Raw genomic sequence first — 12,921 nt, 5'->3', positions numbered from 1 at the left:
TAAGGCGGCTTAAACCAAGGCACCCTGAATAGAGGGTGCTTTGATTTCATAAATGGAGCACCGCTGCTACATCATCTGACCATCCCTTAGAAAGGACTGTCTCCGACCCATTCCCATACTGCCGCTACGCCCTGTCCGTGTCCTACGCACATTGACTCAACGGCATACTTAGCCCCATAATAGGGCATTTCGTGCATAATCGTTGTTGCTATCCGGGCACCTGTGCACCCCAGTGGATGACCCAGGGATATTCCGCTGCCGCGGGGATTCAGGCGCTGATGATTTCTTATTCCTAATACTTCTGTACAGTAAACTGCCTGCGCGGCAAAGGCTTCATTGATCTCCCACAAATCGATTTGATCAAGGGTCAAACCCGCCTGTTTCAAGGCCATAGGTATTGCAATACTAGGACCTATTCCCATATAAGCAGGGTCAACTCCTATAGCTTTATATCCGATCAGCTTCATCTTCGGCTTTAAACCCAGTTCCTTACATTTTTCCTTGCTGGCAACCAACACTACTGCAGCTGCGTCGTTCGTCTGACTAGAGTTGCCGGCAGTTACTGTAGCCAACTCATCCTTCAGAAAGACAGGTTCCAGTTTTGCCAGTGACTCTAAAGTCGTTTCAGGTCTAATTCCTTGATCCCTATCAACCACCATTTTCTTCGCAGACCCATCTTTCTGGGGAGCTTCTACTTCGATAGGAAGAATTTCATCCTTAAACAAGCCCTCCATTGTTGCCTTATGGGCTTTAGCATGGCTTTCATACGCCATTAAATCTTGCTTTTCACGGCTGATTCCATACTTGCGGGCCACCATTTCAGCGGTCCAGCCCATGCTGCTGGCATTCTTGTCTGTGAACTCATTGAAACGCGGGTTGGGAAGGCTTCCTGTTCCCATTGGTACATGCGTCATGTGTTGAACCCCACCGGCAATAATTAGCTCCGAACCCCAACCCATGTTAATTTCAGCGACAGCGTTAAAAATAGTTTGTACTCCAGATGAGCAGAAACGATCCACCGTACAGCCCGGTACACTGTAGGGAAACCCTGCCATAATCGTGGCATAGCGGCCTATATTTCCCGCCATGTCATTAATAAGTGCTGTCCCGCCCAAAATAACTCCGTCAATTTCTTCCTTCTTATTTTCCAGCCCTGCCCTACGAATCAATTCATTCATCACTAAAGCTGCCATATCATCTGCTCTTAAGTTAGTAAACCAAGAAGATTTACCCGCCTTGGCTATTCCGGTTCGAACACTTTCGACTAAATATATTTCTCTCATGCAGATCCTCCAGAATTAGATTTTAATGTTTTAGCTAACAATCAGGACTTCTTCTGGGACTTCTAAGACCGTATCATCGGCATTTTTGATGATTTCAGCGATGGTGAACACATTGGGTAACGAGTTGTTGACATAATAACGTGCACTGGCTACTTTACCCTTGAAATAGTTAAAATCAAAATGATCCGCATTTAATCCTGCAAGACTCTTACTGGCCACTACCGCCTGATCCATCAGACACATGGCTACAAATAATTGGGCAAAAACGAACAAAGTTCTTATGGCATATAGGTTGATCAATTCACGTTTGTCTTCTTTATCCTCTTGCCATGATCCGATAGTCTGCCAAACTTCTTCCGCAGCTTGGTAGGCTCTTGCCAGAGTTCCAAATTCCTTTTCAAGCCCTGCAGTGTTTTTATTGGAGTCTATAAAATCCTTGATGCTTCCCATCCACTTCTTGAAGGGTTCGCCGTTCTTCATGGTCATTTTTCGCCCTACAAGATCGTTGGCATGAATAAAAGAGGTACCTTCCCAGATTGTTAATATCTTTGAGTCGCGAGAATATTGCTCAACCGGATACTCTTTTGTGTATCCAACCCCACCAAGGCATTGAATAGCTTCAGCTGTCAGCAAAGCTGCGCTTTCACTGCTATAGCATTTGATCAGGGGCGTCAATATAGCCGCTATATCTGCGCACTCCTTGGCTTTTTCCTTGTCTTTGGAGTTACTAGCAACATCCAGGTTATAAAAGCCCCTGTAAATCATAGCTCTTATACCTTCTGTATGAGCTTTCATATCCATAAGCATTCTTCTAACATCCGCATGCTTAATAATGGGTACTCTCTCCCCTTTAATGTAGCCTTGAATGCGGTCGACGGTATATTGGGAGGCTAAAGCAAAGGCTTCAGATGCTTGACAATTCGCATTTTGCCCGGTGCCAATGCGAGATTCGTTCATCATATTAAACATCATGGCTAACCCTTTGGAACGTCCCATTTCATCAGGCGCTGATCCTACCATAATTCCATAGCATCCGTCGTTCTCCCCAAAATTCAACATACAAGTTGCCGAACCACTAAGTCCCATCTTGTGTTCGACGGCAATGGTGGTAACATCGTTGGGTTTTCCAAGACTGCCATCCTCATTAACCCAGATCTTTGGCACTATATAAAGACCTAAGCCGGCAGAACCTTTTGCTCCCTGGGGTGGGCGTGCTAAAACCATGTGAATGGTGTTCTCACAAATTGACCCATCACCGGCAGTAATAAACATTTTAGTCCCTTTAATTTTCCAAATTCTTGGATCTTCCGTTGGATAGGATTTTGTTAACGCATCTCCCACATCAGAGCCAGCTGAAGGTTCTGTCAAGTTCATAGTTCCCTGCCAATCTCCGCTGAGCATCTTAGGCAGGAATCTTGACTTATCTTCTTCAGTACCGAAATCAATGATCAGATTGGCTGCCCCGGTAGTAAGCTTGATGTTAGAGCCCATTGCCGGGCAAGCTGCCACCATTGGTTCATTAGCTGCTTTGAATAACATTAAAGGCATTCCGCCCTCAAGTTCGACGCATTCACTGCTTGACCCCCAACCATTTTGCTGAATAAATCGAAAAACTTCTTTATATCCAGGAGGACTGGTAACTACACCGTTTTCAAATTTCACCGGATTCTTGTCGCCTTCAGCATTGATGGGGCTTATTACCTCACGGGCCACTTTATAAGCTTCAGTCAGGATCGAATCAACATCCTCAATGCTGTATATATCTTTAAAGCGGTCAAAATTTAATACTTCTTCAGTGGGCAGCCACTCTTTTAAAATAAACTTCAAGTCACGCATATTGTATCTGAATTCCAATTTTATTCCTCCTAACTTTACGAAAGACCTTGGTTTTCTTCTTGAGTCTAGAAAGCCAAGTTCTCAACAACGGTTGATATCCCTTGACCTCCGCCGATACACATAGTTGCTAAGCCGTATCTTTTCCCACTGCGTTTCAATTCATTAATCAATTTGATTAAAATGATCGCCCCCGTTGCTCCCAAAGGGTGCCCAAGAGCTATAGCGCCACCATTAACGTTAGTTTTGGCTAATTCAAGTCCCAGCTCTTTGACCACAGCTAAAGACTGAGCTGCGAACGCCTCATTCAGCTCAATCAAATCCATCTGCTCTAAAGTTAAACCGGCTACTTTCAGGGCTGCTTGCGTTGCCGGAACAGGTCCGATACCCATATATTGAGGTGGGACTCCTTTCGCTCCTACACCGATAATTTTAGCAATAGGTTTTAGCCCAAGAGCTTGAGCTTTTTCAGGGGTTGTTATCATCACCACGGCTGCTCCATCATTGCGTCCGCTTGAGTTGCCTGCTGTCACTGTTCCGCCTTGTTTAAAAACTGGGGCTAATTTTTCCAACTGAGCCATACTGGTTTCCCGAGGATGCTCATCGGTATCGAATATCTTGATTGTCTTTTTCTCTTTTACCTCATAAGGGAGAATTTCAGCTTTGAACAATCCTGAAGCAATGGCTTTTAAAGCCCGTTCTTGACTTTGAAGGGAAAACTCATCTTGTTCCTGGCGGTTGATATTATACTTCTCAGCCAAGTTCTCTGCCGTCATTCCCATAGTCAAATGTCCATACTGGTCAATGGGCTGGCAACGAGGCTGACTTTCTGTATTAGAATCAAGAATTTCAGCATTACCCATCCTGTATCCGTAACGTGCGTTCCTCAGATAGTAGGGAGCAGTACTCATGCTTTCAGCGCCGCCTGCCAAGATCAGCTCAGAAACCCCTGACCAAATTGACATGACAGCATTATTTACCGCTGTCAGCGCGGATCCGCACTGACGATGTACTGTGTAAGCCGGTACGTCTTCAGGCATCTCTGCTCTTAATAATGCTAAACGGGCTAGATTAGGATTATCGGAGCTTTGTTTGGTATGACCCATAATTACCTCGTCAACCATTTGACCCGGAACCCCGCTGCGATTTAGAACTTCCCGGATCACCTTGGCCGCCAGGTAATCGACTTCAACTTCTTTCAGCGTACCACCTATTCTGCCGATCGCAGTACGTACGCCTTCAACAATAACCGCTTCTTGCATAATTCTTACCTCCTTAAACCTATAAAGCGAACTCTTTTCTCAACTGAGCTGCAATGATATTACGTTGGATTTCAGAAGTTCCTTCATAGATACGAGCAATACGTGCATCACGATAATATCGTTCCACTTCGCATTCTCGCATATATCCCATACCACCATGTATCTGAACCGCTAAATCAGCGACCCGGCCATAGACTTCTGAACCAAAGGTTTTAACGATAGCAGCCTCTTTAATTACTTTCTCTCCTCGATCAATTTTGCGAGCTACATCATAGGTTAAACTTCGTAATGCTTCAATTTCGATGGCCATATTTGCTAAATAGTGCTGAATAATCTGATTTTCAAAGATTGGTTTACCAAATTGGATGCGTTGTAAAGAGTATCTTGTACTGATTTCTAATAGCTTTTCGCAAGAACCAAGATTTCTAGCGGCCAGACCGGCCCTGCCATTGGCCAGAATTCTAAGAGCGTTCACATATCCTTGCCCTAGCTCACCCAGGACGTTCTCTACTGGCACTTCACAGTCATCAAAGATAAGTTCAGCTGTTTGGGAACCGTGCAGCCCCATTTTTTTCTCATTTTTGCCCACAGTGAAACCTTTAGAGTTACGTTCAACGAGGAAGGAAGTAATTCCCTTGCTCCCCTTGCTCTTATCCGTCACAACCATTACCGTGAATAGGTCCGCGATATCACCGTTTGTTATGAACTGCTTAGTACCGTTTAAGATATACTTATCTCCCTTTAACACAGCTGTTGTCTTCAAGCTGCCTGGGTCTGAGCCAGCTGACGCTTCAGTCAGGGCAAATGCCCCTATCATTTCTCCTGAAGCTATCTTTGGCAGGTAGCGTTGTTTTTGCTCTTTACTGCCGCACTCTACAATGCCGACACTGCCAATTCCATTGTGACAGCCAATGACTGATGTAAAGCAATTTGGGCCGCGGCCTAATTCTTCATAAATCATTACTTTACCGACCATTCCTGCACCCAAGCCGTCATACTCCTGAGGTGTACTTAGTCCGAACAAGCCAATTTCCGCAGCCTTGTCGAGTAAGCTCCGTGGGATTTTGTCCTCTTGTTCCATCTGTTCAGCTAAAGGCTCAACTTCCTTACTCATGAAGCTGCGGACCGTTTGTTTGATAATGTTAAGCTCTTCTTGAGTTACTTCCATCTCATCACCTCCACTACCCCATCATTCCTAGGCTTAAGTGCCCCTACTTTCACTCGTATGAGTAAAAGCCTTTTTTGGTTTTCTTGCCCCATTCTCCCTTTATAAATTTCTCAATCACCAAGGGTGATGGCTTAAGTTTTGGATCACCACTCGTTTGATAACGTTCCATAGTGCGGTAGTAGGTAAGATCAATGCCTGTTAAATCCATCAAACGAAAGGGGCCCATGGGATGACCCAGAGCATTTGTTACCGCAATATCTATCTCTTCTGGGGTGGCAATACCCATTTCGGCAAGAAACAATGCTTCTTGAGATAGTGCAGACAATATCCTGTTAACAAGGAAACCATAGATTTCTTTCTTAAGCCAAACTGCGATCTTACCCAATTTGGCACACAAATCCATGGTTATTTGGGCAGTTTCTTCAGAAGTATGAGGACCTTGCACAACCTCGACTAATTTCATGACCAAAGCGGGGTTAAAGAAGTGCATGTTGCAAACCTTTTCAGGGCGTTTTGTAGAATAGGCTATTTCTGAGCTAACAATATAGGAGCTGTTAGTGGCTAAGATTGCGTGTGGAGGTGCAATTCTGTCCAAATCGGCAAAGAGCTTTCGCTTAATAGCCATTTTCTCAACGGCAGCCTCAATGATATAATCAGCATCTCCTGCTGCTTCCTCTAAGCTTGAAGTAAAACGAAGCTTGCCTAAAGCCATGTCTGCTTTTTCCTGAGTTAGTTTCCCTTTAGCAACTCGCTCAGGCAAATATGATTTTGCAAAGGCTTCTGCTTTATCTAACATTTCTTGGCTGATATCTGTACAAGTCACTTTATACCCTGCCAAGGCACAGCAAACAGCTATTTGGTGTCCCATGTTTCCAGCACCTATAATACAAATGTTTTTGATATCATCTATGTTCATCTTATTTCCTCCTTACTAAATAACCTTGAGAATTCCCTTCTATTTCTGAGCAAATAATTTTGTCACTGTAGCTATCTTATTTCCCCTTAAACTTAGGTTTGCGTTTTTCAATAAAGGCTGCCATGCCTTCTTTTTGATCCTCAGTTGCAAACAATAACGAGAAGCATTTATGCTCATATTGCAAGCCGATTTCCAAGTCCATTTGAAGGCCTTCATTGATACATGATTTTGCTAACTGTAAAGCGACGGCTCCTCGGGAAGCAAATTTTTTCGCCATTTTTTTAGCTTCTGCCATTAAATCGGAAACAGGCACGACTTTATTAACAAGCCCTATCCTCAGTGCCTCCTCAGCATCAATGATATCCCCACTGAAAATTAATTCTTTCGCCTTACCGGCACCAATAAGTTTAGGAAGACGTTGGGTTCCGCCACCTCCCGGCAAAATGCCGAGTTTTATTTCCGGTAAGCCAAATTGAGCGGTGTCAGCAGCAATTCGCACATCTGTCACCAATGTAAGTTCACACCCGCCGCCAAGGGCATAGCCAGCAATGGCAGCAATGACAGGCTTTTTCATAGTTTCGATCAGGTGAAACGCTATTTTTGACGGTCTGATACTTGTCGCTACATCAACTGCACTTTGAGAGGCCATCATTTTTATGTCTGCCCCTGCAGCAAATACCTTTTCCCCCCCTGTGATAATCACAGCTCGAACTGAATCATCATCGGCTAAAATTGATGCCGCATCGGCTAGCTCATTAAATACTTGACCACTTAATGCATTGAGTACTTCTGGACGGTTGAGAGTGACAATAGCAATTCCATCTTCAATCTCAACAATTACTGTTTCGTAGTCCACTTCTATTCCCTCCCATTAACTTTTTTAAACGGGGAGATCAAATAACTAAGGATAATGCACAAACTTTATTATCTAAATTAGTTAGTGCACTTTTTTGCATTCACCTCCAAATTTAATTAATACTCTGAATTTAATAAATAATGCAATATTTATGCCAACGCTGCTAGTCGTCACCCCATTTGATTAATAAAAAAAAACATCCATAAAGGATGCTTTTTACAATCTATCTCTTAATCTAAAGTAAAACTTCATTTACTTTGAGTTCCGGTTAAGTGTTGTGTTTTCAGGACACATCTCCTGCAATCAATAATGGACAACAAAAAAGCAAGCGGCTATTACTCTGGACCACTTGCTGACAGGTTAATCACAACCTCTAGGTTTGACCGATTACTTCAATTTTTCTCACTCCAACAATTTCCCCTAACCCAGCCAAAAGGTTCTCCGGAGTATCTGCCATACCTACAGTTTCAATGGAAATCGAGACATTGGCAACTCCTTGCAGTGGAATTCCTTGATTAATAGTCAAGACGTTGCATTTTACCGAGGCAATAAAGTTAAGAACATGAGAAAGAACTCCTGCTTTATCCTCAAGAATTAAAGAAATCGTAATAATTCTCTCTCGACTCGCCTCGTAAAATGGGAAAACGCCATCCTTGTATTTATAGAAAGCACTTCGGCTAAGCCCTACTCGTTCTACAGCGTCGTTAATCGTATCGGCTTCTCCTTTGACAAGGAGTTCTTTCACCTGTGCAGTCTTTAAAATGGCTTCCGGTAAAATACTTTTACTGACAATTAGAAATTCATTTGTCTTGCCAGCCACCAAATCTCCCCTATCTATTTCTAACAATCCTCACTCGAAAGGTTTCAAAGCTATTATATTCTAATTTGTGTGAGCTTTGCAATAATACCCTGAGTTTCACCAAAAATAGAAGTGGGTTACTAACTTTCGATTTCTTCCTCTTCATCTGTGTTTTCTAGAAATTGGACAGCTAAGTTATTAAGGTCCTAACCAATTCTATTGGTTCTTGTCCATAATCCTATTTTTTCGACTTGAACATCCAGAGACGTTTTTGGCGCTTTAATCATACTATTACCACTATCAATACTGAAATGATCACTATTATTAAGCAATAATCCCAACGGGATAAGACAAGCTCGCGCAGATAGGTACGGTGGCCCTGTTGATATCCTCGGGCTTGCATGGCATCTATCAGTTCATCACTTCGCCGAAAGACCTTCACCGCCAAAGGCACTGCAAGATAGCTAATTGCCCTAATTTTCTGGTTTAGTCGACGAGGGTTAAAATTTGCACCTCGTGCCAATTGTGCTTGCCTGAGGCTGTTCATTTCATCCAGCAGCGTTGGCATAAACCTTAAGGCTAAAGCTATTAACATAGCAATATCGTGTGATGATATCCCAGTAATCCTTATGGGCCTCAGAAGTCGTTCTAACCCCATTGTGATTTCAGACTGAGTGGTAGTCATAGTCAATATAGATGCTGCCACAATTAGTAGAAAAAACCTCCACAATTGTAAAATTCCAAGGTTTAACCCTTCGTAACTGATCTGAACCGGTCCGAAAGGAAACGGTGGTATTGGGCGTCCCGGAGTGAAGAAGATATACACCAAAAATAGAAAAATAAAGAACGACAGTACTGGGTGCACCGATCTTAAAACTGCGCTCAGGGGTAGACGGGCAAGTAACGAGACTACTAGGGCTACAACACTTACTACTAAGAGACCCGCCATGTTTAGTTGTAAAATCATTATGCTGAGCGCTATAACCGCTATCAGTTTTACTCGTGGGTCTCTACTATGAACAGGTGATTCTTGATATACATATTGCCCTAGCTTATACATTACCATCTACCTTCCGGGGTATAAAAGCTTGACTTGAATTTTCAAGGCGTTCCAACAAGGAAGTGATTTCCTTAAACGCAGCATCGATCGTAATGACACTAGTACTCATATCCGCCCCCCACTGCTGTAGCTTCCACATCAATTCAGTGATAGTAGGCGGAGCTAGGCCCAGCGACTTAAGCCACTTCACTCTATTCAATATATCAACTGGTCTTCCATCAGCAACCAATTCACCCTTATCCATGACCAGCACCCTGTCGGCTAAAGCTGCCTCTTCCATGTTGTGGGTTACATGTATGATGCCCAGCCCTTGAGAGTTCAAGGTTTGCAGTAAAGTAAGCACTTTCTTTTTACTTTCCGGATCCAGAGAGGCAGTAGGCTCATCAAGCACAATTAGTTTAGGTTCCATAGCCAGTAGACCTGCCAAAGCCAGTAATTGTTTCTGACCCCCGGAAAGGGTATAGGGTTGGCGTGTTCGTAGTTCTGTCAAGCCTACTATAGCAAGAGCCCGGTCCACTCGCCGACGTACTTCTGCGGAAGGTAACCCAAGATTGCCCGGACCAAAGGCCACGTCTTCCTCTACGCTCATGCCAACGATCTGATTATCAGCATTTTGAAAAGCCATCCCTACCCTACGGCGAATTTCTAGAAGACGCTTCGTGTCACTGGTACTGAACTCCTCGACCTGTACTTCGCCGGCTGTCGGAAGAAGTAAGGCATTGAAATGCCGTATAAGCGTGGTTTTGCCACAGCCGTTAGGGCCGATAATAGCAATATACTCACCTTCACCAATAAGTAGATTAAGGTTTTTGAGGACTGGGGAGTGACCTTTTTCATAGGCATAAGTCAGGTTATGAACCCTGAGCATAGTTTTCATAATTTTGGCCTCTCCCTATCGTTTTATGACATTGCGAAGTTTAAGGGAGATTAAGACCGTCGTTATTAGCTTAAGCAGGTCGCCAATGATAAAGGGAACAAGACCTACCATCAGGGCCTTAGCTAGGGATAGATGCGCAACTAACGAAAGCTGTGCGACTCCCAAGGTATAAATCACTAAGTTTCCTACGACTAGAGAAAATCCGGTCCAGGCTAAGCCCGGTTCCTTCTTGACTTCCATAAGCTTACCGATAACGTAAGCACCAACAATAAAGCCTATAAGGTAACCACCGGTAGGACCCAGGAGTGTTCCAAGACCAGCTTTACCACCTGAAAAGACGGGAAGGCCGATTACACCCAAAAGTACATAGACAACCTGACTCAAGGCTCCTGTAGCTCCACCCAACAGAACCCCGGCCAAGCCCGTGAAAAGAGTCTGCAATGTAATAGGCACCGGTTGCATAGGAATGACTATTAATGAACCAATTGCCGTCAAGGCACCAAACATGGCAGCGTAAACCATACGCCGCAAAGAATTATTATTTTTTTCCATCGTCTTATCTCCCTCTATTCTTTTTTAGTTTTAACAGTTATAGATGTAGTGTTCTTTTTAGTGTGAGTTTGCGTTTGAAAATGACAGGGGACTCGTGACAGAAACTTTCTCTGTCGCAAGTCCCCTGTCACTCTACCGATCTTTGATTTTGAGTAACGTTGTATCCTGAAATCATTATATTGTTAGTGCATTTTATTGTCAACCTAAAAATAAATTTTAACTTGACATATGTAAGGGGTTATATCTTTAGTGAGATGGACATTAGGACAGTATCGTTATCTCACCCGACAATATGGTGTGGATTGTGCCTGATTGATCGCGAAGCAGAAGAAATCCATGATCATCGATATCGACGGCCTTCCCAACGAGAACACCGCTTATTGTATCTAATTTTAGTTCTTGTCCGATCGCTAGTGATAGGCTTTTTCCTTTTTCAAGGGTGCCCTCAAAACTGCCTGCCAGCAAATCGAAATAGCGTCTCTCCAACCTCACCATTAAACCTTGAAGTACCTTGACTCGGGAAACTAGACGCTGATCTTCAACCCTCGCCGAGGTAGGGGGAGTTCGAAGGTCGCTGGGAAAGTCCTGGAGCTGGTTATTTATATTCAAACCAATTCCGACTACAATATATTCGATACCGTCCATGTCGGAAACTACTTCAGATAGTATACCAGCTATTTTCTTGTTGTTCACTAATATATCGTTAGGCCACTTAATGCGGGCTGGTAAGTTCAGTTCCTCCTCCAGTGTTTCTGCTACTGCCACTGCAACTAAGAGAGAGATTCGAGAAATTTCCTTCAATGGCAAAACTGGTCGCAGAATTAGGGACATATAGATTCCCTGGTTTCCCGGCGAGTACCAACTCCGCCCGCGGCGGCCCCGTCCAGCTGTCTGCATATCTGCAACTACCAAGGTTCCCTCGGGGTAGCCCTTAGATGCTAAGGCTCGCGCTTGGCTGTTGGTGGAATCGATTTCTTGGTAATATATATATTCCTTCTGACCGAATACTTCACATGCTAATCCGGGACACACTTCGGCAGATGAGAGGATATCCGGAGGAGAACTAAGGCGATAACCCTTTTTAGGGGATGATTCTACTTCATATCCCTCTGCCAGGAGAGCCTTGATGTGATTCCAAACAGTGGTACGAGACACTTTTAGGCTTCCACTCAACATTTCTCCCGAAACCCATTCTTCCCTTTTTTCTTTTAATGCTTGCAATATTGCATCGCGCTTATTCATTCACTCCACCCTCTTTAAGCCTTTTTTTAGATTAGTATAGAAAGTGACAAGAGGTATTCCAGCTTCCTCTTGTCACGCTTATCATTAGTCCCTAATAGTTTTTAACCTAATACGATTATTCCAAGATTATATCATAATATCTACGTGTTATCACTCGTACGAAAGCGGCCTTTGCTCTGGATGTTAGATAAATAATTCTGGTTCTCTTCGTGCAGCAAATTCAATTTCCAATTCATACTTATGTCTTAGATAATCTTCATCATCATAGTACTTAGCTTCAGTAGGGCAGCTTTTTATACAAGCTCCACATTTTATACAAATTCCAATTAATTTTGAGACATCTTCCTTATCGATGGAACCCATAGGACAGACACTTACACAAAGTTTACAATTTGTACAGTCACTATTGGTTAGTGGAGTAACTTTTCGAATATCAACTGCTTCACCTTGTAGATTTTTAGGCCTGTAATAGTTACGATAGGGGAAATTTCCTTTGACGCTGACAATTTGAAAATCAACTTGGGCTGTAATTTTTGAATATATTTGATCTGCAAAATTATTGGCGATTGCCATATCCTTTTCATCTGGTCTATCTTTGGCAAGAATTTTTGAAAATGAATGTTCTCCTACAAATGCTCCGCCAGCAATCACTTTAAAGCTGTTCAGCTGAAGGATATCTCTCAACTCTATTAAAGCGTCATCATAATTCCTATTTCCGTAAACAACTATTGCAATTGCTAAGGCTTCATTACCCTTAATAGAATTCAAATATTTCAATAATACATTGGGTACTCTTCCCGCAATGACCGGAACTCCTATAACGACGATATCCTCTTTTGCAAAAGACAGGGGTTCTTTTCTAGCCTCGGGGAGTGTAAAATCAAAACTTTTTACAACCATTCCCTTTTCGAGGTTCTCTGATAATTCCTCCGCGACTCTCGACACTACTTTTCTAGTGGTTCCTGTGGCACTAAAATACAGAGTATTAACTTGCATAGCCATCACTGTCCCTCCTACTGTAGATATGTAAACCGACAACTCACTTTAATGTGAAAATTATCAGTTTATTATAA

At 43.1% G+C, this 12,921-nt stretch carries 12 protein-coding genes; all 12 read right to left on the bottom strand.

Going from position 1 to position 12,921, the window contains the following annotated elements:
* Positions 1 to 86: 86 nt before the first annotated feature.
* The gene (locus DP73_RS18420) at positions 87 to 1,283 is read right to left on the bottom strand and encodes a thiolase family protein (RefSeq protein ID WP_034601548.1); all 1,197 of its coding nucleotides are present in this window, start codon (positions 1,281 to 1,283) and stop codon (positions 87 to 89) included.
* Positions 1,284 to 1,313: 30 nt separating this feature from the next.
* Positions 1,314 to 3,137: an acyl-CoA dehydrogenase gene (locus tag DP73_RS18415; protein WP_034601546.1), complete on the bottom strand. Its 1,824-nt coding sequence runs from the start codon at positions 3,135 to 3,137 to the stop codon at positions 1,314 to 1,316.
* A 47-nt stretch (positions 3,138 to 3,184) separates the two neighbouring features.
* Entirely contained in the window at positions 3,185 to 4,378 is a 1,194-nt protein-coding gene (locus tag DP73_RS18410) for a thiolase family protein (RefSeq protein ID WP_034601545.1), read from the bottom strand.
* Positions 4,379 to 4,397: 19 nt separating this feature from the next.
* Positions 4,398 to 5,546 carry an acyl-CoA dehydrogenase family protein gene (locus DP73_RS18405; RefSeq protein ID WP_034601543.1) on the bottom strand — a complete coding sequence of 383 codons (1,149 nt, stop codon included), beginning with the start codon at positions 5,544 to 5,546 and terminating at the stop codon, positions 4,398 to 4,400.
* 49 nt (positions 5,547 to 5,595) lie between these two features.
* Positions 5,596 to 6,462, bottom strand: coding sequence for a 3-hydroxyacyl-CoA dehydrogenase family protein (locus tag DP73_RS18400; protein WP_034601542.1), 867 nt, complete (start codon positions 6,460 to 6,462; stop codon positions 5,596 to 5,598).
* Positions 6,463 to 6,538: 76 nt separating this feature from the next.
* The gene (locus DP73_RS18395) at positions 6,539 to 7,318 is read right to left on the bottom strand and encodes an enoyl-CoA hydratase-related protein (protein WP_034601541.1); all 780 of its coding nucleotides are present in this window, start codon (positions 7,316 to 7,318) and stop codon (positions 6,539 to 6,541) included.
* A gap of 373 nt (positions 7,319 to 7,691) precedes the next feature.
* Positions 7,692 to 8,138, bottom strand: coding sequence for an ACT domain-containing protein (locus DP73_RS18390; protein WP_034601540.1), 447 nt, complete (start codon positions 8,136 to 8,138; stop codon positions 7,692 to 7,694).
* 262 nt (positions 8,139 to 8,400) lie between these two features.
* Positions 8,401 to 9,177 carry an energy-coupling factor transporter transmembrane component T gene (locus DP73_RS18385; RefSeq protein ID WP_034601539.1) on the bottom strand — a complete coding sequence of 259 codons (777 nt, stop codon included), beginning with the start codon at positions 9,175 to 9,177 and terminating at the stop codon, positions 8,401 to 8,403.
* Positions 9,170 to 10,054, bottom strand: coding sequence for an energy-coupling factor transporter ATPase (locus DP73_RS18380; RefSeq protein WP_034601537.1), 885 nt, complete (start codon positions 10,052 to 10,054; stop codon positions 9,170 to 9,172). Before DP73_RS18380 ends, DP73_RS18385 begins: the two co-directional genes overlap by 8 nt.
* 15 nt (positions 10,055 to 10,069) lie before the next feature.
* Positions 10,070 to 10,606 (bottom strand): biotin transporter BioY, encoded by a 537-nt coding sequence (locus tag DP73_RS18375; protein WP_034601536.1) that lies wholly within the window; start codon positions 10,604 to 10,606, stop codon positions 10,070 to 10,072.
* Between the two features lie 261 nt (positions 10,607 to 10,867).
* Positions 10,868 to 11,848: a biotin--[acetyl-CoA-carboxylase] ligase gene (locus DP73_RS18370; RefSeq protein ID WP_034601535.1), complete on the bottom strand. Its 981-nt coding sequence runs from the start codon at positions 11,846 to 11,848 to the stop codon at positions 10,868 to 10,870.
* A gap of 183 nt (positions 11,849 to 12,031) precedes the next feature.
* Complete coding sequence (locus DP73_RS18365) at positions 12,032 to 12,850, bottom strand: EFR1 family ferrodoxin (protein ID WP_034601533.1); 819 nt, start codon at positions 12,848 to 12,850, stop codon at positions 12,032 to 12,034.
* Between the last annotated feature and the right edge of the window lie 71 nt (positions 12,851 to 12,921).

Origin of the sequence: Desulfosporosinus sp. HMP52 (assembly GCF_000765145.1) — a bacterium.
Classification (GTDB): domain Bacteria; phylum Bacillota; class Desulfitobacteriia; order Desulfitobacteriales; family Desulfitobacteriaceae; genus Desulfosporosinus.
The sequence above is the reverse complement of the archived record's forward strand: the minus strand, read 5'-3'. Positions and strand labels throughout refer to the sequence as shown.